We start from the raw sequence: 25292 nt of genomic DNA on the forward strand, positions 1-25292 counted from the left end.
TCAACCCTCCTTGACCAGACCGAGGTCGTTGAGCACCGTGCGGGTGGCGTCGTAGTAACGCACGTAGCCGGTGCAACGGCAGATGTGGTGGCCCAGGCTCGCCTCGATGCGGTCTTCCACCTCGCTCTTCTTCAACGGCTGGCGCTGGGCGGTTTCCACCAGCACCGTGGCGGCATTGACGAAGCCCGGCGCGCAGTAGCTGCACTGGAAGGCGAACAGGTCGACGAACTTCTGCTGGATCGGGTTCAGCGTGAGGTTGCCGGCCTCGTCCTGTCTGGCATGGCCCTCGATGGTGCGGACCTTCTTGCCCTCGAAGTAATGCGCGCCGGTAATGCAGGTGCGCACCTCCTCGCTGGTGCCGTCGGGGTTGTCGACGATCACCACGCAGGCGTGGCAGATGCCCTGGCCGCAGCCCAGGCGCGAGCCGGTGAGGTTCTGGTGTTCGTGCAGGTAGTCGATCATCGCCAGGTCGTCGGGGACCTCGACCGGGCCGACCGGTTGACCATTGAGGGTCAGTTGCAGTGGACGGTTAGCCATTGAGGGCCTCCTTGATACGGGCTGGGGTGATGGGGAGATCGCGAACGCGCTTGCCGATGGCATGCGCGACGGCATTGCCGATGGCACCGACGACCGGGATCATCACCACTTCGGCGATGCCCTTGGACGGGTCGGTCGGTGACAGCGGCGGGAGGATTTCGCTGGTCTGCTGCCACACCGCCACGTCGCGCGCGTGCGGCAGGCGGTAGCGGTTGAAGTTCCAGTCGCCCTCCCCGGGCCCGCCCTCGTACAACGGCATTTCTTCGGTCAAGGCATGGCCGATGCCCATGGCGATACCGCCCTCGAGCTGGCCCTTGACCAGTTCCGGCACCAGCACCCGGCCGCACTCGACCCAGCTGTGGTGGTTGAGCACCTGTACTTCGTGAGTGCCCTTGTTCACCTTGACTTCGACAATGGTCGCCACCGGGCTGTAGTAGGTGACCATGGCGTTGTTCAGCTGGGTGTCGGGGTAGGCGGCGTTCTGCCGGTCGAGCAGGTGGTAGCCGTGGCTGCTCATCTGCGCCTTCTTGGCGTTCACCGCGCCATCGCCGTACTTCACCGCCACCGCGTCGAGCGGGAAGCGTTCGCGCACGCCGTCGATGACGAAGTCGGCCTCGGCCCAGCTCCAGCGGTTGAAACCGTGCACGCTGACGCCGGTGACCAGGCCCATGTCATGGGCCTTTTGTGCCAGCTGGGCGAATGGGATCGGTGACAGGCCGTTGCCGGTCAGCTCGCCGTTGACCCATACCGCATTCTCGCGGCGCACCACCAGCGGGTTGGCCTGGCCGCCGTACGGGCCCTGGCGCCAGATGGCCATGGCCGCCGGCCACAGACCGTGGTTGAACAGCACGCGTGCCGCTTCGCGGGTGGCATGGCTGAAGTAGAAGGCCGAGTTGGTCGCCGACGACGGCGAAGCAAGCTTGCCGACCCAGCGCGGGTTGCGCAGCGCGGCGTCCTGCTCGGGCTGGCTGATCAGGTACGGGTTGCCGCTGGTGGTCAGCTGCAACTCCGGCCATTCGGTGACCGCGGTCTTCACCTCGTCGGCCGAGCGGCCGAGGAAATCGCTGACCACCAGGGCCTGGGAGGTGGACATGCCGGTACCCAGCTCGGTGCCGATGTGGCGCAGGCTGATGCGCCCATCGCGGCTGAATTCGATGCTGGCCATGGGGGCTTCGGAGCCGGTGCCGAAGTCTTTCTGGCAGATGGCAAAGCCCACGCCATACCAATGGTCCGGGTCCTTGGCGTCCATCTGCTGCTTGCGCGCGTCGCGGTTACGCCACCAGTCGTGCACGGCGGCCTTGTCGAGAATCTCGTACAGGCGCAGGGCGCCGGCCGGGACCGCGCCCTGGGTGTTCTTCATGCCCGATTTCAGCGCGTTGGCGCGGCGCAGGTCGATGGCATCGACGCCCAGGCGCCCGGCGATCTCATCCACCATCATTTCGGTGGCGGCCATGGTCTGCAGGGTGCCGTAGCCGCGCATGGAGCCGGCCTCGACGCCACGGGAATGATAGGCAGTGACCGACAGGTCGTTCTGCGGCATGTAGTAGATCGACTGCGCCGCCGTGGCACCCACCGCTGCCACCGACGGGCTGTAGTTGATACGCCCGCCGCCGTCGCAGCTCATGTCGGCTCGGAAGATCTTGAAGCTGTTGTCCTTCTTGTCCACCGCCAACTGGTAGCGGATATCGAAGGCATGGCGCTTGATGCCGCTCTGGAACTGCTCGTAGCGGTCGTTGGCCAGGCGGATCGGCACACCGGCGCCATACAGCGCGGCCACGGCGGCGTAGAAGACGAAGATGTTGTTGTCTTTCGAGCCGTAGCCCACGGTATAGCCCGGGTGCATGTTCAGCGTGTTCAGGGCGAAGCGCGACGGCTTGATCATGTGCACGCATTCCTGCGCCACTTCGAACGGGCACTGGGTTGCGACCACGAAGTGCAGCGTGCCGCTGGCCGGGTCGTACCAGCCGTTGCCGTTGTCCGGCTCCAGGGCGGCCGGCTCGATGGACGGCGTCTTGTAGCGCTCGTCGAACACCAGCCAGTCCTCTGGCGGGTTTTCCAGCTGCTCGGCCATGCGCTTGGCGTAGAACAGGCCCTGCTCGGTCAGATCGCCATGCTGGTTGGGCTGCTTCGACCACACCGGCTTGCGGTTGAGGATGGTGGGGAACAGCATGGAATTCTTCAGGCTGGAAAATTCATCGTCGTCGAACTGCGTGGCACCGCCCACGCGCACGAAACGGAAGCTGCCGTAAGGGTCGCGCTGGTAAAGCGGCGCCTGGGCGCCATAGCGGATCGCCTGGTCGTTGAACTGCAGCTTGCGCTTGGCCTGGCGGAAGCGCTCGAAGTCGTGCCAGATCAGGATCGCCACCGGGTGGCCGATGAACATCGGCACCTTGCCGGGCGGCAGCAGCGGGTCGGGCGAGTGGGCCTCGGGCCAGACGATGCCGTCCTTTTCCAGGTCGGCCGCGGTGACGATGCGGTCCGGCTGCAGGTCGGCGCCAAGCAGGCTGAGGTCATGGCCGGCATAGATACGGTCGGCCTTGGTCGCCTTGAGCAGCAGCGCATGCCCCTGCTGCGCGGGCCAGCCGGGCATGTCCTTGGCACGGATGTCGCGGGCGAACACCTTGTCGCCGCACACCTTGGACAAGGCATCGTTACGGAAACGTGCCTTGCCATCATGGTTCATCCACTTCTGCGGCGAGGTGGTGACGCGTTCCTCCATCAGCGCGGCGAATGCCTGGCTGCCGAGCGGCGCCATGGTCACGCCGACACCAGCGATCAGGCCGCCTTGCAGGAAGGCGCGCCGGGAAATATCACGGTTGGACATGCTTGATCCTCTGGGCAGCAGGGGGACTGCCCTTTTTTTGATTCTGGTACTAGCCTAAAAAGCTGACCTGTACGTCAACTTTACAGCAATTGTGTTGGCGCAGGCAAAGTCAAGTCGACAATATGTCGCGACATGTCTGGGATCTGGGGCGGAATTTGTTCTGGGGCTGGTAGGTGTTGGTCTTAGGATCTTCGGCGCCTGGGAGATCGAGCGCCGCCCGCGCGGCGCTTCGCGGGGCAAGTCGGATCGCCGCACCGCCGCTCCCACATTTGTTTCGGGCCAATTATTCCTGTGCCAGATGGGTTGCAGGCTTGGTGTATGGCTGGAGATGGATGAAGAGCAATCGCACCCCCTTCGATATCGAATTGAACAAACAAGGCGGACAAAGGTGAGTTAACAGGAGTGACTGGCCCGAAACAAATGTGGGAGCGGCGGTGCGGCGATCCGACTTGCCCCGCGAAGCGCCGCGCGGGCGGCGCTCGATCTCCCAGGCGCAAACAATCCCACGGCATACACCTCCAAGCCCTGATGCGCCCCCCTGACCAAAAACCAGAGTTAACCTTGGGTTAATCGACCCAAGCCAGCATGACCCCTTTCAACGTACTGCCAAGGCGAAGACATGCGCGTCCTCCTGCTCTTCCTGACACTGCTGCTGGCCGGCCCGTTGCAGGCCAACCCGTTCGATGTCAAACCGGACTTCCTGCCGGTCAACCAGGCCTTCGTGCTTACCCACGACCGCCAGGCCGACGGCCAGATGCGCCTGTTCTTCCAGATCCAGCCTGGCTACTACCTGTATCAGAAACGCCTGAAGTTCGACGGCCTGCCTGCCGAACAGCACCCGCAACTGCCGGCCGCGATCAACCATCACGACGAGTTCTTCGGCGACAGTGCGGTGTACCGCGACCAGCTCGAACTGCTGCTACCGGCCGATGCCCGGGGCCAACTGCGCCTGGGCTGGCAGGGCTGTGCCGACGCCGGCCTGTGCTACCCGCCGCAAACCACGTTGGTCGACCTGGGTGGCAGTATGGCGCCGGCGACCGAACAAGCCAGTGACCAGGCCCTGGCCAGCGACCTGCAACAAGGCCACCTGGCCTGGAGCCTGCTGGCGTTCTTCGGCCTGGGCCTGTTGCTGGCCTTTACCCCCTGCTCGCTGCCGATGCTGCCGATCCTCGCCGGGCTGGTAATGGGCAATGGCGCCAGTGCCCGGCGCGGCTGGATACTGGCCGGGGTCTATGTACTGAGCATGGCCCTGGTGTATGCCGCCCTGGGCGTGGTCGCCGCGCTGCTGGGTGCCAGCCTGCAGGCCTGGCTGCAGCAACCCTGGCTGCTGGGCAGCCTGGCGGGGCTTTTCGTGCTGCTGGCCCTGCCGATGTTCGGCGCCTTCGAACTGCAACTGCCCGCCGCCGTGCGTGACCGCCTCGACCGCGCCGGGCAAGGTACCCGTGGCGGCAACCTGTATGGCGCGGCGCTGCTCGGCGCGCTGTCCGGCCTGCTGATGGGCCCGTGCATGACCGCGCCGTTGGCCGGCGCGCTGCTGTACATCGCCCAGAGCGGCGACGTGCTGCAGGGGGCGCTGGTGCTGTTCAGCCTCGGCCTGGGCATGGGCGTGCCGCTGCTGTTGCTGGTAACCCTCGGCAACCGCTTCCTGCCCCGCCCGGGCGCCTGGATGAACCGGGTCAAGGGCGTGTTCGGCTTCGTGTTCCTGGGCATGGCGCTATACACCTTGCGCAGCCTGCTGCCCGCAGCATTGCTGCTGGCCCTGAGCGGCGCCTTGCTGATCGCCCTGGCCTGGGCTGCCTGGCCGGCCCTGCAGCGGTTGCCGGCGTTGCGCGCGTTGCCGCTGCTGGGTGCCCTGTGGGGCGGCCTGCTGCTGGTGGGGGCGGCGGCCGGTGGCGACGACCTCTGGCAGCCGCTGCGCCCGTTCGCCGGTAGCAGCGCTGCGTCGGCCACCGGCCAGCACACCGAGGACGCCTTCGTCACCGTCAGCCGCCCCGAAGACCTGCAACGCGAACTGGATGCAGCCAAGGCCCGTGGCCAGTGGGTGATGCTCGACTACTATGCCGATTGGTGCGTGTCGTGCAAGGTCATGGAAAAACAGGTGTTCGCCCGCAGCGACGTGCAGGCCGGCCTGGCCGGTGTGCACCTGCTGCGCCTGGACGTGACCGCCGACACCCCGGCCAGCCAGGCCCTGCTGCAGCGCTACCAGGTACCTGGCCCGCCCAGCATCATCTGGGTCGGCCCGGAAGGCGACGAACGCCGCGCGCGGCGCATCACTGGTGAGGTGGATGCAGCCGTCTTCCTGCAACACTGGACCCAGACCAGGAGCCAAGGCTGATGCTGACCGTAACCCTCGGGCCACTGACCATGGCTCTCAACCACCTGCTGATGCTCACCGCCCTGGTGATCGCCAGCATGGTCGGCTGGTGGGTCGCCCGGCGTGGCGGCGAGAGCCCGGAATCGGCACTGTTCAACCTGTTCCTGATCGGCCTGCTGTGCGCACGCGCCGGCTTCGTGCTGGCCTATTGGCCGATGTACCAGGACGACCCGCTGCAGATCATCGATATCCGTGATGGCGGCTTCCTGTTCTGGTCGGGCCTTGCCGGCATCGTGCTCGGCGCCTTGTGGCAGGGCTGGCGCCATCCGGGCCTGCGCCGCCCGCTGGGCTGGGCGCTGTTCAGCGGCGCGCTGTTCTGGGGCCTGGCCAGCCTCGGTGGCCACCTGTACAGCAAGGGCACCGAACTGCCCGAGCTGAGCCTGCGCAAGGCCAACGGCCAATCCGTAGCGTTGCACAGCTACCGCGGCAAACCGCTGGTCATCAACATCTGGGCCACCTGGTGCCCACCCTGCCGACGCGAAATGCCGGTGCTGCAACAGGCGCAAAGCGCTTACCCGCACGTGACCTTCCTGTTCGTCAACCAGGGCGAGACCCCGGAAAACGTCAGCACCTTCCTCGCCACCACCGGCCTGAGCCTGACCCACGTGCTGTTTGACGGCACCGGTCTGCTGGCCCAGCGCGTAGGTTCCATGGCCCTGCCCACCACCCTGTTCTACGACGCCGACGGGCGCCTGGTCGGCAGCCATCTGGGCGAGCTGTCCCGGGCCAGCCTGCGCCACGCCCTGGAGCCTTTCGACCGGGCCACCGCGCCCGCCCCTGCCGCACAAGGAAACTGACATGCGACTGACTGCACTGCTGCCCCTGTCCCTGGCCCTGCTGGCTGCCCCCACCCTGCAGGCCGAAGAGCTGCCCAAGGCGATTGCGCAACTGCAAGCCAAGGGCGCCGTGATCAAAGGCAGCTTCGACGCCCCCAACGGCCTGCGCGGGTATGCCGCCGAGTACCAGAACAACGGCCTGGCGCTGTACCTCACCCCTGACGGCAAGCATGTACTGGTCGGCAGCCTGTTCGACGAACAGGGCAACGACCTCAGTGCCGAGCCGCTGAAAAAGCTGGTGTATGCGCCGATGAGCAAGGAAATCTGGGCGAAGATGGAGAAAACCTCCTGGATCGCCGACGGCAAGGACGATGCACCGCGCAAGGTGTACCTGTTCAGCGACCCCAACTGCCCGTACTGCAACATGTTCTGGGAGCAGGCGCGGCCGTGGGTGGAGTCGGGCAAGGTGCAGTTGCGCCATATCATGGTCGGCATCATCCGCGAGGACAGCCCGGGCAAGTCGGCGGCGCTGCTGGCGGCGAAAGACCCGGCCAAGGCACTGCATGAACATGAAAAGGCCGGCAAGGCCAGCACACTGAAACCATTGGCACAGGTGCCAGAGGCGGTGCAGCAGAAGCTGGCGGCGAACATGGCGCTGATGGAAGAAATGGGCTTGCAGGCGACCCCGGCGATCTTCTATCAGGATGACCAGGGCAACCTGCAGAGCCAGCAAGGCGCACCGCGGCCGGAGTTGCTTGGGAAGATTCTCGGCAAGCGCTGATGTGAGATTGCCGGGGCTGCCTTGCAGCCCATTTCCTACAGGATAGTGCACCTGCCATGAAGGCTGTGGCGGCCCTGTGGGAGATTCTATGGTTTTTGGCAAGCCTGTTCTTGTCGTGACATCTTTGTTGCCAGTGAGATCGAGCGCCGCCCGCGCGGCGCTTCGCGGGACAAGCCCGCTCCCACATTTGTTGCAACGTGGCCATGTCTGTTAGGCCATGGTTGTCAGCCTTGTTGGTCTGACTCAACTTCTCGACTGGCGCTGCTGCCGCCTCACCAATCTCAAGACATGCACCAAGGCAGGCAACCATGGCCTGACAGGTTCGGTACGTTGCAACAAATGTGGGAGCGGCGGTGCGGCGATCCGACTTGTCCCGCGAAGCGCCGCGCGGGCGGCGCTCGATCTCACTGGCGCAGAAAGAATCAAGGCATGCACTATGCACCACCTCAAACCCCAGTCATGCACTGGGCAGCTATGTGCAGCACCTGTGAGCAGCCCGCGAAGAACTCAACGCGGTGTTTATGGCACCGGCTGCGCCGGTGTTCGCGGGCATGCCCGCTCCCACAGGTACAGCGCCAAACCTCGAGAACAACGCCGTATCTGTAGGAGCGGCCTTGTGTCGCGAAAGGGCCGCATAGCGGCCCCAGCAATTTCAACTTTTGTGCACCAATCCAGGGGCGGTGCAGGCCTCACCTGCTCAGGTCACAAGCCCTCCAGCTCGGCCATCAGGTCACTGAGCCGGTCGACCTTGTCGTCATCCAGCACACTGCCCTGCAACCCCTGCACATACACCGCCAGTTCCTCCACCGTGCTGCACTCGAACATCGCCCGCAACGGCACGTTCAACTGCAGCTGCTTCTGCACCCGCGAGGCGATCTGTGTGGCCAGCAGCGAATGCCCGCCCAGTTCGAAGAAGTTGTCGTGCACCCCGACCCGCTCGGCCTTGAGCACATCGGCCCAGATACCGGCCAGTACCTCTTCCAGCTCGTTGCGCGGCGCCTGGTAGGCCTGGCTGTGCTGGCAACCGATGTCGATGGCCGGCAAGGCCTTGCGGTCGAGCTTGCCGTTGGCGTTGTGCGGCAGGCTGTCGAACCAGCCCCAGTGCAGTGGGACCATGTACTCCGGCAACTCGGCACGCAGGCGCTGCTTGAGCTGTTCCAGCAACGCAGCGTCGGCTGCAACGCCCTGATGCGCCACCAGGTAACCCACCAGGTGCTTGCCATTGACGCCCTCCTGCACGCCAACGGCAGCGTCGCGGAGCTCCGGCTGTTCGTGCAGGCGGGCTTCGATTTCGCCCAGTTCGATGCGGTAGCCGCGAATCTTCACTTGATGGTCGATGCGCCCGACATACTCCAGCACCCCGTCCGGGCGCTGCCGCGCCAGGTCGCCGGTGCGGTACAGGCGTTCGCCCGGCGCACCATATGGATGGGGGATGAACGCCAACGCAGTGCGCACCGGGTCGCCGACATAGCCACGGCCCACACCGGTACCGGCCACGCACAGCTCACCTGTCGCACCCAGTGGCACCAGCGCCTGGTCCTCGCCGAACAGGTACAGGCGGTTGTTGTCGGTCGGCGTGCCGATCGGCAGGTAGCTGCCACGGGTCGAGGCGGCATCGACGCGGAAGAACGCCACGTCATCGGAGCACTCCGCCGGGCCGTAGGCGTTGACCAGGCCGATCTGCGGGTAGCGCTGCAGCCACTGCGCCGCCAGCTCCGGTGGCATGGCTTCGCCGGTCGGCAGCATCCAGCGCAGGCCATCGAGGGCCTGGTGGTCGTTGGCCAGCATGCCCTGGATCAGCGACGGCACGCTCTCCAGCACGCTGATGCCGGTGGCCTGCACATGCGCCAGCAGGCCCTGCGGGTCATGGGCGATGGCATTCGGCACGATCTCCACCCTGGCGCCGAACAGCGGCGCGGCAAGGAACTGCCACACCGAAATGTCGAAGCTCTGCGAGGCCGTCTGGGCGATCACGTCCTGCTCGCCGAGCGCCAGGTAAGGCACCTTGCTCAGCTGGTTGTTGAGCATGCCGCGCTGCTCGACCATCACCCCCTTCGGCAGGCCGGTGGAGCCTGAGGTGTAGATCACATAGGCGAGGTTATCCGGCCCGCTGTGAATGCCGGGGTTGTGGCTGGCCACCGGGCTGGCCTGGATGTCTTCCCAGACCAGCAACTGCGGCCGTGCCGCTACTGCAAGCTGGTCCAGCAACTGCCGCCCTTGCCCGGCACAGGCCGCGCTGCACACCAGCACGGGTGTACGGCTGAGCTGGATGATGCTTTGCAGGCGCGCCGCCGGCAGGCCCGGGTCCAGTGGCAGGTAGCCGGCGCCGGCCTTGAAGCTGCCGACGATCATGCCCAGCAGCGGTAGCCCACGCTCGGCCAGCAGTGCCACCGGCTGGTCCACCTTCACACCCGCCGCGATCAAGGCATGGCCCAGGCGGTTGGCCGCCAGGTTCAAGCCGGCGTAGTCGTAGGACGCGTCCAGGCAGCGGGCCACGGTACGTTGCGGATGTGCGGCCACCTGCGCCTCGAACTGCACGATGTAGCTGTCTTCCAGCGGATAGGCGCGCGCGGTACGGTTGCAGTCCTCCAGCAGGAAGCGCTGCTCTTCGGCACCCAGCAACGGCAGTGCGCTCATCTCCCCTTCAAAGCTTTGCACCAGCGCCAGCAGCAGGCGCTTGAACTCGGCCAGCAGGCGCTCGACGGTCGGGTAGTCGAAGTAGCGCTGGTCGAACGACAGGTGCAGGCCAAGGTCATCGCCCGGGTAGCACACCGCTGTCAGCGGGAAGTTGGTGTGGGTACGGCCCGAGTCGGAGCTGGCATTCAGGTGCTGGGCGTGGTCGAGCACGGCAGTTTCCACCGGCGCGTTCTCGAACACGAACAGGCTGTCGAACAGCGGCTGGCCCTTGGGCAGTTCGCTGCATTCCTGGATCGCCACCAGCGGCAGGTATTCATATTCGCGCAGCTCCATATTGCGCTCCAGCAGGCCTTGCAACCACTGGCGCACACTGCAGCGCTCACCCGCCACCGGCAATTGCACGCGCAGGGCGACGCTGTTGATGAACAGGCCAACGGTACGCTGCATCTGCGGCATGCTCACCGGGCGCCCGGCCACGGTCACGCCAAAGGCCACGTCGCGGTCGCCACTGTAGCGCGCCAGTACCAGGGCCCAGGCCGCCTGGGCGAAGGTGTTGACGGTGAGCTGGTGGGCCTGGGCCAGCTCGCGCAGGCGCACGCCGTCGCTCACCGCCAGGCGCGTATAGCAGTCGCCGACGATCATGCCGCTACCGGCATGGTCGTGGCGCAGCGGGCGGTCGCTGGGGATGGGGGTGGCACGTTCGAAGCCGGCCAGGTTGGCCTGCCACCAGGCTCGCGCGTCGTCCAGGCCCTGGCGTTGCAGCCAGCCGATGTAGTCACGGTAGCGCGGTGGCACCGGCAAGCGGGCCTGGCGCCCCTCGCCGAGGGCCTGGTAGATCTCGAAGAAATCGTTCATCAGCAGCGAGCGGCACCAGGCATCGATGAGGATGTGGTGGTTGCTCATCATGAACCAGTAGCGCTCGTCGGCCACACGCACCAGGCGCAGGTGGAACGGCGCCTCGCTGAGCAGGGCGAAACCAGCCTCGCGTTCCTGCTTGTGCAGGGCCTGCAGGCGCTGCTCCTGGGCGTCGTCGTCGAGGCCACGCCAGTCCTGGTAGTCCACCGGCGTGTTGCCCGGCTTGTGGATGATCTGCAGCATCGCTTCGCCGGTGTTCCAGCTGAACGATGCGCGTAGCGCTTCGTGGCGCGCCACCACAGCCTGCCACGCCTGGGCGAAGCGTTCGGGGTCGAGCGCGCTGTTGATGCGGTAGCGGTCCTGCATGTAGTAGAGGCCGGTGCCCGGCTCCAGCAGGGTGTGCAGCAGCATGCCCTCCTGCATCGGCGTCAGCGGGTAGACGTCCTCGATTTGCGCTGCCGGTACCGGCAGTGCATCGATCTGCGCCTGAGTCAGGTGCGCCAGCGGGAAGTCCGATGGCGTGAAACTGCCGTTGCCATCCGTCAGGCAATGCTCGACCAGCGCCAGCAGCTCCTGGCGATAGGCTTCGGCCAGGCTGGCGATGGTCCGCTCGTCGTAGCGTTCGGCACTGAAGGTCCAGCGCAGTTGCAGGGCGCCGCCATACACCTGGCCATCGACACTCAGCCAGTTGGGCAGCGGCGCATCAAGGTCGTGGGCCAGGCCGGCCGGGGCGTCCAGCGGCTGGAACAGGGCTGTGCTGTCGAACTGCTGGTCGAACTGGCCCAGGTAGTTGAAGGTGATGCGTGCCTGCGGCAGGGCCGCCATCTGCTCGCGCCCTGCCGTATCGGCCAGGTAGCGCAGCACGCCGTAGCCCAGCCCTTTGTGCGGCACCTGGCGCAACTGCTCCTTGATGCGCTTGATCGAGCCTGCCCGCGCCGCATCGTCCTCGCCTGGCAGCGGGCGCAGGCTCAGCGGGTAGGCGTTGGTGAACCAGCCGACGCTGCGGGTCAGGTCCATGTCTTCGAACAGCCCGTCACGGCCATGGCCCTCAAGCTGTACCAGCACTTCTTCATCGCCGCTCCAGCGGCACAGGGCACGCGCCAGCGCGGTCAGCAGCAGGTCGTTGACCTGGGTGTGATAGGCCGCCGGGGCCTGCTGCAGCAACTGCCGGGTCTGCACCACATCCAGGCCGATGGCCAGGGTACGGGCGTGGCGGTGCAGGTTGCCTCCCTGCGGGTGATCACATGGCAGTTCACGGCGCACACCACCCAACTGGCCTTGCCACCAGCCCAGCTCGTCGCGCAGCGAATCACTGCCGGCATAGCTGGCCAGGCGTGCGGCCCAGTCGCCCATGGCGTGGGTCTTGGCCGGCAGCGGTTGGCCACGGTACAGCGCTTGCAGGTCTTCCAGCAGCACGCGCCACGACACGCCATCGACCACCAGGTGATGGATCGCCAGCAACAGGCGCTGGCCGCCCTGGCCGTCATTAACCAGCAAGGCGCGCAACAGTGGGCCCTGTTCCAGGTCGAGGCTGCGTTGCAGGTCGGTGTACAGCGGTTGGCAATCGGCGAAGTCGGCGACCGTGGCTGTCCACAGCAATTGCCCGGTGGCAGGCGAAGCATATTCGGCCTGCCAGCGGCCCTGGGCCTGGCCAAAGCGCAGGCGCAGGCTGTCGTGGTGCTGCACCAGGTCGGCCAAGGCTCGCTCCAGTACCCCCTCATCCAGCGGCTTGCGCGCCTCCAGCAGAACAGCCTGGTTCCAGTGCTGCGGCTGTGGCACTTCACTGTCGAAGAACCAGTGCTGGATCGGCGTGAGGCCGGCCTGGCCCTGGCGCTGGCCCTGTTCGATGCTGCTGGCGGCTTCGCTGCGCTGAACGATGGCGGCCAGGGTCTGGATGGTCTGATGCTGGAACAGGTCGCGCGGGGTGAACTGCAAGCCGGCCTGACGAGCCCGGCTGACTACCTGGATCGACAGGATCGAGTCGCCGCCCAGTTCGAAGAAGTTGTCCTGCACGCCGACCTGGGCAACGTTGAGCACGTCACGCCAGATCTGCGCCAGTTGCGCTTCCACCTCGTTGCCAGGCGCCTGGTACTGCTGGCGTGCCTGTTCCAGGTCCGGCAGCGGCAGCGCACGGCGGTCGAGCTTGCCGTTGCCCATCAGCGGCAGGCTGTCGAGCAGCACCAGGTGCGCCGGCACCATGTAGTCCGGCAGGTGCTGGCGGGCATCGGCTTTCACCGCGTCGCGCAGCAGGCCCTGGGCCTCGCTGTCGGCAGCGGCCTGCCCGCACACCAGGTAACCCACCAGTTGCTTGCCGCCCGGCAGGTCGAGGGCCAGCACCACAGCTTCGTCGACATCGGCATGCGCCTGCAGGCGGCTTTCGATTTCGCCCAGCTCGATACGGAAACCGCGAATCTTCACCTGCTGGTCGGCGCGGCCGACGTACTCGACCAGGCCATCGCTGCCCAGGCGCACCAGGTCTCCGGTGCGATACAGGCGCCCGCCTTCGCTGCCGAACGGGTCGGCGACGAAGCGCTCGGCGCTGAGGCCCGGGCGGTCGTGGTAACCCTGGGCCAGGCCGGCACCGCCGACATACAGCTCGCCAATAGCGCCTTGCGGCAACAGGGCAAGGTCTTCGTCGAGGATGTAGGCCGTGCGGCTACCGATGACGCGGCCGATCGGTACGCTGCCCAGTTCTGCCGGCAGCGTCTGTGGTGCCAGGCAGGCCAGCGGCATGACCACGGTTTCGGTCGGCCCGTAGGCGTTGAAGAACTGCTGCGGCGCGAAGGCCTGGCGGATGCGCTGCAGGTGTTCGCCGGTCAGCGCTTCACCACCGGTAATGACCAGGCGCACTGGCAACTGCTCGCCCTGCCCGGCCAGGTACTGCGCCAACTGGCTGCCGTAGCTTGGCGTGAAGCCGAGGATGCTCACCTGCTGCTCGCGCACCAGCTGGCAGATGTCTTCGGCGCCCCACTGCCCCTGGGCGCGCAGCACCACGCGGGCGCCACACAGCAGCGGCACCCACAGGCGTTCGCTGGCGGCGTCGAAATTGATCGAATAGAAGTGCAGCTCGCAGTCATCGCTGCGCATGCCGAACGCGTCGATCACCGCCTGGCAATGCATGGCGAACTCGCCGTGGCTGACTACCACGCCCTTGGGCTTGCCGGTGGAACCGGAGGTGTAGATCAGGTAGGCCTGGTGCTGCGGCAGGTTGAGGTTGTCCAGCGGCGCATCGCTGTAGGCCGACAGGCTGGCGCTGTCGTCCTCCAGGCTCCAGCGCGCCACGCCTTCGGGCAACTGCCCCAGGGTTTGCAGCAGCGTGCGCTGGCTGAGCAGCAGGCCGATGCGGCTGTCTTCGATCATGTAGCGCAGGCGGTCGAGCGGGTATTCGGGGTCGAGCGGCACGTAGGCGCCACCGGCCTTGAGGATGGCCAGCAGGCCGATGACCATTTCCAGCGAACGCTCCAGCGCCAGGCCCACACGCACCTGCGGGCCGACGCCACGCTCGCGCAGGGCGCGGGCCAGGCGGTTGGCCTGCTGGTCGAGTTCGGCATAGGTCATGTGCCGGCCGGCGAAGGTCAACGCGCCAGCGTGTGGCGTGCGCGCAGCCTGGGCGGCAAACAGGCCGTGCACGGTCTGGTCGAGAGCGAGATCCTGCTCGCCTTGCAACTGGCCCGCCAGCACCTGCTGCTCGGCGCTGCTCAGCATCGGCAGCTCGCACAGGCGCTGTTGCGGGTTGTCGAGCAGGCCGGCCAGCAATTGCTGCCAGTGCTCGGCCATGCGTGCGATGCGTGGTTCGTCGAACAGATCACGGCTGTAGGTCAGGCAGCAACCCAGGCGGCCATCGAGGTCGGTCACCTCCAGGTACAGGTCGAACTTGGTGGCGCTGGCGTCGTTGACCAGGTAATCCACCTGCATGCCAGCAAGCTGGCGGCTTTGCTGGAAGGCCCAGCGCTGCACGTTGCACATCACCTGGAACAGCGGGTTGTAGGCGCTGCTGCGCGGTGGCTGCAGGGCTTCCACCAGCTGGTCGAACGGCAGGTCCTGGTGCGACTGGCCTTCGATGGCAACCTGGCGTACCTGCTCCAGCAACTGTGCGGCGCTCATCTGGCCGTCCAGCTCGCAACGCAGCACCTGGGTGTTGAGGAACGCGCCGATCAGCCCTTCGCTTTCCGGGCGGATGCGGTTGGCCACCGGCGCGCCAATGCGCAGGTCACGCTGGCCGCTGTAGCGGTGCAGCAAGGCGGCCAGGGTGGCAGTCATGGTCATGAACAGGGTCAGGCCGCGCTGGCTGTTGAAGGCATGCACGCGGGCGACCAGCGCCGGGTCGAGCTCGAAGCGGTACAGCTCGCCACGGTGGCTCTGCACTGCCGGGCGCGGGCGGTCGGCAGGCAGCGCCAGTACCGGGTGTTCATCGCCCAGGCGGGCCTGCCAGTAGGCCAGCTGGCGGGCGCCCTCGCCGCTCTCCAGCCATTGCCGTTGCCACACGCTGTAGTCCAGGTACTGCACCGGCAGCGGCGCCAGCGGCGATTCGCGGTCATCGACGAAGGCCTCGTACAGCTCGCCCAGTTCGCGGGCGAAGATGTCCATGGCCCAGCCTTCGGTGACGATATGGTGCAGGGTCAGCACGAAGAAGTGCTCGCGCTCTTGGGCTTTGACCAGACAGGCACGCAGCAGCGGGCCGCGCTCCAGATCGAACGGCTGGTGCGCCTGGTCGTCGGCCAGTTGTTGCAGGCGTTGTTGGCGGGCATCGGCGGGCAAAGCGCTGAAGTCCTGCCAGTCGAGGTGCAGGCTGCTGTCTTCGGCCACGCACTGATACGGCACGCCATCGATGCTGGGGAAGGTGGTGCGCAGGGTTTCGTGGCGCACCACCAGCGCCTGCAACGCGCGCTCGAAGGCATCCACATGCAGGGTGCCACGCAGGCGCGCCATGCCGCCAACGTTGTACGCCGGGCTGCCCGGCTCCATTTGCCAGAGGAACCACATGCGCTGCTGCGAGTACGACAGCGGCACCGCCTGGCGGCGGTCGACGCGGGTGATTGCGCCTTGCAGGTTGCGCTCACCGGCGGCACGGATACGCGTGATCTCGGCACAGAAGGCGCCCAGCTCACTGGCGTCGAACAGGGCCTTGAGCGGCAGCTCGACATCGCAGGCCTGACGCGTGCGCGAGACAATTTGAGTGGCCAGCAGCGAATGGCCGCCAAGGGCGAAGAAGTCATCCTGCAGGCCAACGCGCGGCAGGTTCAGCACTTCACGCCAGATGGCAGCGACCTGCTGCTGCAACTCGGTTTGCGGCTCGATGTGCTCCCGCTGCTGCCACACCGGGGCCGGCAACGCCTTGCGGTCGACCTTGCCGCTGGGGCCCAGCGGCATCTGCGCCAGCGGGATGAGTTGTGCCGGCACCATGTAGGCCGGTAGTTGTTCAGCCAGCACCGTCAGCAATGCATCAGGCTGGGCGCTGCCACTGTAGTAGCCGACCAGTTGCGCGCCTACGGCATCCTTGTGAATCAGCACCAGCGCCTGTTCGACCCCCGCTTGCGCCAGCAGGCAGGCCTGGACTTCCTCGGGTTCGACACGGAAGCCACGCACCTTGACCTGCTGGTCGAGGCGGCCAAGGTATTCCAGCGCCTCGGTCTGCACCTGCCAGCGGGCGCGGTCGCCACTGCGGTACAGGCGCTCGCCATTGCCGTCGGCCCGGGGCACGAAGCGCTCGGCGGTGAGGCCCGGGCGGCCCAGGTAACCACGGGCCAGGCCTGCACCGCCAAGGTACAGCTCGCCCGGCACACCGGGGGCGGTCAGTTCCAGTTCGTCGTCCAGCACACGGCACAGCACATTGCCCAGCGGGCGGCCGATTGGCGAGCGTTCGCCATCGGTGGCCTGGCAGTGCCAGTGGGTGACGTTGATGGCGGTTTCGGTCGGGCCATAGCGGTTGTGCAACTGCACCTGTGGCAGCACCTGCAGCACGCGGTCACGCAGTGCCGCGGACAGCGCTTCGCCACCGGAGAACAGCCGGCGCAGGCTGCTGCAGGCACCCGCCTGCGGCTCCTGGACGAACACCTGCAACAGCGGCGGCACGAAGTGCAGCGTGGTCACGCCATGGGCCTGCACCAACGCGGCGATGCGCTGCGGGTCGCGGTGCTCGCCAGGGCCGGCGAGCACCAGCTTGCAACCGGTCACCAGTGGCCAGAAGCATTCCCACACCGAAACGTCGAAGCTGATCGGCGCCTTCTGCATCAGCACGTCGCTGTCGTCCAGCACATAGCTGGCCTGCATCCATTGCAGGCGCTCGGCCAGTGCCGCGTGGGTATTGCCCACGCCCTTGGGCTGGCCGGTGGAGCCGGAGGTGTAGATCACATAGGCCAGGTTGTCGCCATGCAGGTGCAGGCCGGGGGCATGGCTTGGCCAGCTGTCCAGGTGCAGCTGGTCGAGGGCGATGGCGCTGACGCCGTCCACCTGTGGCAGCTTGCCCAGCAGGTTGCTGTGGCTCAGCAACAGGCCAGCGTTGCAGTCGGCGAGCATGTAGGCCAGGCGCTCGGCCGGGTAATCGACGTCCAGCGGCACATAGGCACCACCGGCCTTGAGAATGGCCAGCAGGCCCACCAGCAGCTGCGGCGAACGCTCGACGGCGATGGCCACGCAGGTGTCGGGGCCGACGCCTTTGTCACGCAGGTAGTGGGCCAGACGGTTGGCTTGCTGGTGCAACTCGGCGTAATCCAGGCTGCCACCGTCCCACACCAGGGCGGTGCGCTGCGGGGTCAGGCGTGCCTGCTCATTGAGCTGCTCGACCAGCAGGCGCTGCGGCGCCGCAGCAGGTGCCTCGCCCCAGCTCAGCAGTTGCGCGCGGCCAGGCTCGTCGAGCAATTGCACCTCGCCCAGCGCCCGCTGCGGCCCGGCACACACCTGCTCGAGCAGGGCCAGCAGGTGCTGGGCCAGGCGCTTGACGGTGCTGGCATCGAACAATTCGGCGGCATAGTCGAAGGCCAGGCTCAGGCGGCCCTGGTGGTCTTCTTCACTGTGCAGCTGCAAGTCGAACTTGGCTTCGCGACTGTGCCACGGCAGCTCTTCGGCCAGCAGGCCCGGCAGGCGGCGCAGGGCAGACAGGTCACGTTGCTGGTGGTTGAACATGACCTGGAACAGGCCTTGCTCGCGAGCCTCGGGCAAGGCTTCGAGCAGTTGCTCGAACGGCAGGTCCTGGTTGGCTTGGGCATCCAGGGTGGCTTGGCGCAGCTGGGCCAGCAACTGGTCGAACGGCAGGCGGCCATCGAGTTGCGCACGCAGCACCTGGGTGTTGATGAAGAAGCCGACCATGCCTTGGGTTTCCAGGCGCGGGCGGTTGGCGTTGGGCACGCCGACACGGATATCGGCCTGGCCACTGTAGCGGTGCAGCAGCGCCTGCCAGCCGGCCAGCAGTACCATGAACAGGCTGGCCTGCTGTTCGCGGGCCAGGCCCTTGAGCGCTTCGGTGAGCCTGGCCGGTACCTTGAGGTTGAAGCGGGCGGCGCGGTGGTCGCGCTGGCTGGTGCGCGGGTGGTCGGTGCATAGGTCGAGCACCGGCAGTTCATCCCCCAGATGCGCCTGCCAGTACTGCAGCTGACGCTCGGCTTCGCCTGCGGCCAGCCACTGTCGCTGCCAGGTGCCGTAGTCGGCATAACCCAGGGTCAGCGGTGCCAGGTTGGCCTCGAGGCCCTGGCAATGGGCGGCATACAGTTTGGCGAATTCGTCGAGCAGGATGTTCAGCGACCAGCCGTCGGCGACGATATGGTGCAGGGTCACCCATAGTTGATGGTGTTCATCGTCCAGGCGCACCAGGGTCACCCGCAGCAACGGCCCCCGGGTCAGGTCGAACGGCTGGCGAGCTTCGGTTTCACGCTGGGCGGCGACCTGTTCGGCGGCCTGGCCTTCGAGGTCCAGGCGGCGAAGGTCGAACGGCTGCTGCGCCTGGATGCGCTGCAGGGCCTGGCCGTTCTCTTCGGCAAACAGGGTACGCAGTGATTCATGGCGCGCCACCAGCGCCTGGAAGGCCGCTTCCAGTGCGTTTTCGTCCAGCTCACCGCGCAACTGCAGGCCGGCCGGAATGTTGTAGGCCGCCGACTGCGGGTCCAACTGCCACAGCAGCCACAGGCGGTTTTGCGCCAGCGACTGGGGCAGCGCCTGGGTGCGTTCCAGAGTAGCGATGGCGCCGACCCGGCCACCGCCTTCGGCAATGATCGCGGCCACGGCCTTGGCGTAGTCAGCCAGTATCGGCGCCTCGAACAGGGTGCGCAGACCCAGCTCGATACCCAATTCATCGGCCAGGCGTGCGGTGGCGTGGGTGGCGGCGATGGAGTTGCCACCCAGCAGCAGGAAGTGGTCGTCTGCCGCCACCGCCTCGACCTTGAGGATGTCGCGCCACACACCGGCGATGCGTGCCTGCAGTTCATTGCCGGCGGCATCCGTGGCAACGGGCTCGCTCACCTCAGGGAAACGGGCGTAGCAGTCCAGGCTGCCATCGTCCATGCGCAGGCGGCAGGCCGAACGCTGCAGCTTGCCGCTGGAGGTCTTGGGCAGCGCACCCGGGTTCAGCAGCAGGACCACGGCCGGGGCCTGGCGGCAGGCGTCGGCGATCACCTGGCGTAGGGTCTTGATCAGCGCCTGAGGCTTGATTGCCTTCTGCACGTTGCGGCTGATTTCCACCGCCACGCCAATACCCTCCTCGCCTTGCTGCTCGACGGCGAACACTGCCACCCGGCCTTTGCGCAGCACATCCACTTCGCGCTCGAGGGTCTTTTCCAGGTCTTGCGGGTACAGGTTCTGCCCGCGCACGATCAGCATGTCCTTCAGGCGCCCGGTGACGAACACTTCGCCTTCGCGCATGAAGCCCAGGTCGCCGGTACGCAGCCAGGTCTGGCCGTCCATCTCGACGAAGGTGCGGGCGCTGGCCTCCGGGTTGCGCCAGTAGCCCAGGGCGATGCTCGGGCCACCGGCCCAGATCTCGCCCACCTGGTTGTCGCCCAGCACCTGCAGACGTTGTGGTTCGACAATGCGCACGGCATGCCCGGGCTGCGGGTAGCCACAGCTCATCAGCACACTGCCCTTGCCAGGCTCCGCACGGTTGGCGGCGAAGGCTTCGGCGTCCAGCTCCAGCGCGGCGATGCCCTGGCCACGGCGGCTGCCGCTGACGAACAGGGTCGCCTCGGCCAGGCCGTAGCTGGCGAAGAAGCTCTGCGGGTCGAAGCCGCAGGCCTGGAACTTGTCGGCAAAGGCCGCCAGGCTGTCCTGGCGGATTGGCTCGGAGCCGGAATAGGCCACCCGCCAGCGGCTGAGGTCGAGCCCGGCCAGGGAGGCCTCGCTGACCCGCTCGCTGCACAGCCGGTAGGCGAAGTCGGGGCCGCCGCTGATGGTGCCGCCGTACTCGCTGATGGCCTGCAACCAGCGCAGCGGCCGGGCCAGGAAGTAGCCCGGCGACATCAGCACACAGGGCACGCCGCTGAAGATCGGCTGCAGCAGGCCGCCGATCAGGCCCATGTCGTGGTACAGCGGCAGCCAGCTGACGATCACATCGTCGGGGTTGAGGTCGATGCCAAAGCCTTGGCGGATCAGCTGTTCGTTGGCCACCAGGTTGCCATGGCTGACCTGCACGCCCTTGGGCAGTGCGGTGGAGCCGGAGGTGTACTGCAGGAAGGCGATGTCATCACCCTTGAGCGCGGGCTCGCGCCAGTTCGCAGCCAGTGCCGGGGCCAGGCCATCCACCGCCAGCAGTTCGGGGGCGTTGGCCGCCGCCAGGGCCTCCAGGCCCTGCAGGCTGTCGTGCAGGGCCGCGACGGTCAGCAGCAGGCGCGGCTCGGCGTCGTCGATGATCGACAGCAAGCGCTGCTGGTGGTGCTGGCGCGCGGACTCCGGCGGGTAGGCCGGCACCGCAATCACGCCGGCATACAGGCAGCCGAAAAACGCCGCTACATAGTCTGGCCCGCTGGGGAACAACAGCACCGCGCGGTCGCCGAAGCTGGCCCGGGTTTGCAAGGCAGCGGCGATGGTGCGCGCACGCTGATCGAGGTCCCGGTAGCTGAGCACGGCCTGTTCGCCGGGAGCGTCGGCCAGAAAGCGCAAGGCGACTTTGTCCGGGGTCTGCGCGGCGCGTTGCGCCAGGGCCTGGACCAGCGAGAGCGGGAGTTCGAAGGCGTCCGTCATGGGGTGTTCCTGCCAGTGTCTGGTTGGGTCGGGCCGGCTGCTGCGCGAACGTGGGCGCAGCGGCATGTGGCGGCCTGAGGTGTACACAGGGGAACGGATGGGCGGGGGGAGAAATTAGCGGCGGTGAGGCTTTGGGGGGCGCGGGTATTCGTCTTGACACTTTCTGCGCCTGTGAGATCGAGCGCCGCCCGCGCGGCGCTTCGCGAGTATTCACCTTGACACTTTCTGCGCCTGTGAGATCGAGCGCCGCCCGCGCGGCGCTTCGCGGGACAAGCCCGCTCCCACATTTGTTGCAACGTGGCCATGCCTGTGGGAGAGGCGTTGTCAGCTTTGGTACAAGGCTTGAGACAAGTGGGGCGGCAGCAATGCCAACTCAGGAATCCAGCCAGCCCAACAAGGCTGGCAACCATGGCCTGACAGGTTCGGCACGTTGCAACAAATGTGGGAGCGGGCTTGTCCCGCGAAGCGCCGCGCGGGCGGCGCTCGATCTCACAGGCGCTAAAAATGCCCCGACATGCACCCAGCCACCCTCACACCTTAGAACTGAAATCACATGAAACCAATTACATTTCGCATTTGACAATCATTATCATTCTGAATAGCTTGTCGCCCGTCGTAGGAAGCTTCCCAAATTTGGGTGCGTCCTTTCCCCTCTGTGACAAGGTGATTTCCATGGCGGAACAACTATCCACAAGTAAGTGCGATTCACCATTACTACAGGCCTTCGTCGACAACCGCAGCATCCTGGTCAAGATCGCTGCCCGCATCACCGGCTGCCGGTCGCGCGCCGAAGATGTGGTGCAGGACGCCTTTTTCCGGCTCAGCGCCGCCCCGCAGATCACATCGTCGTTCAAGGCGCAGCTGAGCTACCTGTTCCAGATCGTGCGCAACCTGGCCATCGACCACTATCGCAAGCAGGCGATGGAGTTGAAGTACTCCGGCAGCGAGGAGGAAGGCCTGAACGTGGTCGTGCAAAACGCCTCCCCCGAAGCCACCCACATCAACCTTGCCGCGCTGGATGACATTGCCGAGGCGCTGAACGAACTGCCCCAGCGCACCCGCTATGCCTTCGAGATGTACCGCCTGCATGGCGTGCCGCAGAAGGACATTGCCAAGGAGCTGGGAGTGTCGCCGACACTGGTCAACTTCATGATCCGCGATGCGCTGGTGCATTGCCGCAAGACGGCCAGTCGGCAGGCCTGATCAGGCAGAGCCTGCTTCTTCGCGGGCACGCCCGCTCCCACAGGATAAGCACAGACCTCAAAGACTGAGGGGGACCTGTGGGAGCGGGCGCGCCCGCGAAGAAGCCACCTCGATATCAAGCCAGTTTGCAGCGATCGAAAAACCGTTCCCGCCCCAGAATCATCAACGCCGCGCGCTTGTGCGGGAAGTCGAACTCCTTGTCGCAATGGAAGCACTGGTCGTGCATGTAGCCGATCATCTTGCCGTTGTCGGCACGCGGCTCGGCCACCACCCGCTGGGTGCGCGGGTCATCCAGGAACAGGTAGTGCACCAGCGCCGATAGCCAGCTGGCCACCTTGTGCGGCCCGCGGTGGCTCTCCTCCCCCACCAGCATGTGGATGCCACGGTCGTAATCATCGGCCGGGTAGAACGGCGCAATGCGGTCTTCCTTGGCCCAGTACGCCTCGAAGTAGGCAAACGGCTGGTCATCGAAGCAGCCGATCAGCGTCAGGGCATGCGGGTCGGCCTCGAGCTTGCCCAGGTACTCGCGATGCTGCGCAAGGGTGCCAGCCTCCTGCCAGAACGCCTCCACCCGCGGGTTGTTCTGCCAGCGGTTGAAGCGCTCCAGGTCATGTTCGATTTCCAAGGTACGCAGCGACACCCAGCTGCCCAGGCGCGTATCGAAGCGCCGGTACACCTCGCCACGAGGCTTGGGCGCGCGGCGTGGGTGGCGCTTGCCGTTGCTGATCTGCATTTGCTGCGGGTATGCCGCGCTTCCCGACTCGCCCAGCCACGGCTGTGGCAGCTGCCAGAACAGCGCTCGCTCGCACAGGTATTGGCCAGGCTGCTCGCCGGCCAGCAGCAGGCCACTGGTCAATGCCTGAGGCAACGCCTCGGGCAGGTACCAGGCCAGGCGCTGGCAGGCGGTGTCGCGGGCCAGCAGCCAATAACAGGCGGCCCACAAGGCCTGATAGGGGCGCTCGGGGCACAGCCGCTCCAGGTGAACATTCAGGGTGGCGCCCACCTCCAGGCGCAACTGGATCAGCGGGCGGCCTTCGAGGGACAGGCTCAGCCAGCTGTCGCCCTCCTCGGCACTGAGGCTGCGCCAGCGTGGCGCTGACTGGGGCTGCGAAGCGGCATCGAACGGCATGGGCTTGACTCACGGCAATGAAGAAAAGGCTCACTGCTGAGAACGTTGCCGCACCACGGGAATTTAGTCGTGTGGGGCCGACACCGTGATGCGGTAGGGCTCGAAGATGCGCGCCAGCTCGCCACTGTCGCGCAGGGCCCGCAGCAGCGCCGCGAACGACTGCTCGCCGATCGGAGCCCCCGGGCGCAGCAAGGCGTAGTGGTGGTAGACCTGGTCAATGCGCTGCGAGGACACCAACTGGTCCCGGCTGGCCGGGTTGCGCTCCAGGAAATCGCTGAGATAGGAACGCGTGACCAGGGCGATGTCGGCGCGGTCGGCCTGCACCATCAGCAAGTTGCTGTCGTGGGAATAGGTCAGGGTCGCTTTGTAGGCGGTGCGCAGGTAGTCCGGGTCGGAGTTGAAGCCGGCGAACGCATAGTGGTAGCCGTTGATCAGCGCCAGGCGCTTGCCGTGCAGGTCGTCGAAGTAATGCGGGTCACGGCCATTGGCCTTGCGGGCGACGAACACCTCGGCGTCTTCCAGGCCCAGGTCCACGCTCTGGTGGGCAATCTGCTGCCAGCCCCACTCCGGGTTCTCGAAAATGGCCATGTCGGTGCGGCCTTGCTGGAGGTCACCAAAACGCCGCTGGATGGAGGTGGGCACCACGACGAAGTGGTAGCGCTGCTGCGTGCGGTTGAGCGCGTCGACCAGTTGCGGCAGCAGGCCGCTGTCGGCGCCCTGCTCGGGGCGTACCGTATACGGTGGGAAATGCGCCGCGCCAATCCTCACTTCGACGGCATCGGCGGCCCATACCGGCGCCGCCAGCCAGAACACGGCCAGCAGCATCAGGGAAGACAGGGCCTTTAGGCCGGGCGCTGGAGTCAAGACGGATGCTCATCACGGTTCATGCCTGGGTCCACCTAAGCTAGGCGTTTTCCGGGCCGGACACAACTGCCGGATAGTGGCCCTTTGTGCCAAAGCCGCAGGCAAATTGCCAGGGGATGCCGGATGCCCTGAGTTTGGCTACGCTCTAGCAGGATCTGCAAGGGAGCCTGGTATGGGCCACTGGTTGGTGATCGACCTGGAAGCCACCACCGACGATGGTGGGTGGCCGGTCACAGAGATGGAAGTCATTGAAATCGGCGCAAGCCTGGTTACCCGCGAAGGCCGCGAGGTCGACCACTTCCAGCGCTTCGTGAAGCCCCGGCGGCGGCCGCAGCTGACCCCGTTCTGCCGTGAGCTGACCCACATCAGCCAGGCCAGCGTGGACAGTGCCGCACCGTTCCGCGAAGTATGGTCAAGCTTCGAGCGCTGGCTCGGGTACCACCGCGGGCAGCTTCAGGCCTGGGTCAGCTGGGGCGACTACGACCGCCAGCAGTTGCACCAGGAGTGGCAGCAGCATGGGCTGGACAGCCTGCTGCGGACCCTGCCGCACATCAACCTCAAGCAACGCTTCGCCAAGGCCCGCCACCTGCAGCGCCCTGCTGGGCTGAATGGTGCACTGCAGCTGGCCGGCATGCACTTTTGCGGGCAGCAGCACCGGGCCCTGGAAGATGCGCGCAATACCGCGCGGCTGCTGCCGTTGAGCCTGCCGGTGGACGCTACCTGAAAGCAGATGACGGGGCCCGTGGGCTTGGGCATACTGGCCAGCCCTTTTTCATCCCCCCTTTTCAGGAGTCGCCCCATGTTCAAGGTCAACGAATACTTCGATGGTACTGTCAAGTCGATCGCCTTCGAAGGCACTGAAGGCCCGGCCACCGTCGGCGTCATGGCCCCGGGCGAGTACGAGTTCGGCACTGCCAAGCGCGAAATCATGCACGTGGTTTCCGGCGCCCTGACCGTGAAGCTGCCGGGTAGCGACAACTGGGAAACCTTCAACGCCGGTGACAAGTTCAATGTGGCCGCCGACAGCAAGTTCCAGCTGAAGGTGGCGGTGGATACTGCCTACCTGTGCGAGTACCGTGACTAAGCGGTAGCCTGTACCGGCCTCTTCGCGGGCTCGCCCGCTCCCACAGATACCACACAAGCTTCCA

11 protein-coding genes are annotated in these 25292 nt (G+C 66.3%); 6 read left to right on the forward strand and 5 right to left on the reverse strand.

The genetic code is table 11. The features are described from left to right. Positions 1-537, reverse strand: coding sequence for a (2Fe-2S)-binding protein (locus tag C163_RS17805; RefSeq protein WP_025339998.1), 537 nt, complete (start codon positions 535-537; stop codon positions 1-3). Then, on the reverse strand, positions 530-3361 hold the full coding sequence (locus tag C163_RS17810; protein ID WP_025339999.1) for a xanthine dehydrogenase family protein molybdopterin-binding subunit: 2832 nt from the start codon (positions 3359-3361) through the stop codon (positions 530-532). The genes C163_RS17805 and C163_RS17810 overlap by 8 nt, the downstream gene beginning before the upstream one ends. Before the next feature lie 619 nt (positions 3362-3980). Between C163_RS17810 and dsbD the strand changes: the two genes are divergently transcribed. From dsbD to dsbG, 3 genes are read left to right on the forward strand one after another with little or no spacing between them, the layout of a single operon-like run. Then, positions 3981-5696, forward strand: a complete 1716-nt coding sequence (dsbD, locus tag C163_RS17815; RefSeq protein WP_025340000.1) for a protein-disulfide reductase DsbD — start codon at positions 3981-3983, stop codon at positions 5694-5696. Then, positions 5696-6532: a TlpA disulfide reductase family protein gene (locus tag C163_RS17820; protein WP_025340001.1), complete on the forward strand. Its 837-nt coding sequence runs from the start codon at positions 5696-5698 to the stop codon at positions 6530-6532. The genes dsbD and C163_RS17820 overlap by 1 nt, the downstream gene beginning before the upstream one ends. A gap of 1 nt (position 6533) precedes the next feature. Next, positions 6534-7292, forward strand: a complete 759-nt coding sequence (dsbG, locus tag C163_RS17825) for a thiol:disulfide interchange protein DsbG (protein ID WP_025340002.1) — start codon at positions 6534-6536, stop codon at positions 7290-7292. Between the two features lie 702 nt (positions 7293-7994). Here dsbG and C163_RS17830 read toward each other — a convergent pair. Further along, a complete protein-coding gene (locus C163_RS17830; protein ID WP_025340003.1) occupies positions 7995-20948 on the reverse strand; it encodes a non-ribosomal peptide synthetase in 12954 nt (4317 codons plus the stop codon). Between the two features lie 672 nt (positions 20949-21620). Here C163_RS17830 and C163_RS17835 point away from each other — a divergent pair. Next, positions 21621-22151, forward strand: coding sequence for an RNA polymerase factor sigma-70 (locus C163_RS17835; RefSeq protein WP_015271130.1), 531 nt, complete (start codon positions 21621-21623; stop codon positions 22149-22151). A gap of 115 nt (positions 22152-22266) precedes the next feature. On the opposite strand, the gene C163_RS17840 is transcribed toward C163_RS17835, so the two are convergent. Then, positions 22267-23280, reverse strand: coding sequence for a GNAT family N-acetyltransferase (locus C163_RS17840; protein WP_025340004.1), 1014 nt, complete (start codon positions 23278-23280; stop codon positions 22267-22269). A gap of 63 nt (positions 23281-23343) precedes the next feature. Further along, positions 23344-24144 carry an ABC transporter substrate-binding protein gene (locus C163_RS17845; protein WP_025340005.1) on the reverse strand — a complete coding sequence of 267 codons (801 nt, stop codon included), beginning with the start codon at positions 24142-24144 and terminating at the stop codon, positions 23344-23346. Positions 24145-24316: 172 nt separating this feature from the next. Between C163_RS17845 and C163_RS17850 the strand changes: the two genes are divergently transcribed. Then, positions 24317-24868: an exonuclease domain-containing protein gene (locus tag C163_RS17850; protein ID WP_025340006.1), complete on the forward strand. Its 552-nt coding sequence runs from the start codon at positions 24317-24319 to the stop codon at positions 24866-24868. Between the two features lie 75 nt (positions 24869-24943). Continuing rightward, positions 24944-25228, forward strand: a complete 285-nt coding sequence (locus C163_RS17855) for a pyrimidine/purine nucleoside phosphorylase (protein ID WP_012315400.1) — start codon at positions 24944-24946, stop codon at positions 25226-25228. Positions 25229-25292 lie beyond the last annotated feature (64 nt).

Source organism: Pseudomonas sp. FGI182 (assembly GCF_000511325.1).
Taxonomy (GTDB): Bacteria; Pseudomonadota; Gammaproteobacteria; order Pseudomonadales; family Pseudomonadaceae; genus Aquipseudomonas; species Aquipseudomonas putida_Z.